The sequence below is a fragment of the Pseudoalteromonas sp. SIMBA_162 genome (assembly GCF_046535955.1).
GTDB classification, from domain to species: domain Bacteria; phylum Pseudomonadota; class Gammaproteobacteria; order Enterobacterales; family Alteromonadaceae; genus Pseudoalteromonas; species Pseudoalteromonas marina.
The window spans coordinates 1-252 of the sequence record NZ_JAWJBQ010000821.1 but is presented as its reverse complement, the minus strand read 5'-3'; the positions used below and the strand labels follow the sequence as shown (position 1 = coordinate 252).

General features: G+C 64.7%; 1 protein-coding gene. It reads left to right on the top strand.

Translation table 11 applies throughout. The features are described 5' to 3' along the window. Positions 1-195 (top strand): DUF1178 family protein (locus R0J88_RS21970; RefSeq protein WP_410901174.1); only part of this gene is annotated, 195 nt, incomplete at its 5' end. Positions 196-252: the final 57 nt, after the last annotated feature.

Here is a 252-nt window from a genome sequence, read left to right as displayed (position 1 = left end):
CGCGAGGTGCTGGAGAAGACCGAGAACGTGGGCGAGCGCTTCGCCGAGGAAGCGCGGCGCATCCATTATAACGAGGCGCCGGCACGCAGCATTCGCGGCGTCACGACGCCCGAGGATGCGCGCTCCTTGGTTGAAGAAGGCATCGAAGTGATGCCGCTGCCGATTCCCGCCGCGCTGAAAGAACCGCTGCAATGACCTTGTGCAGTGTTTCCTGGTCGGGCCGTACGGCCGCGGACAGGAGACACTGCGCAT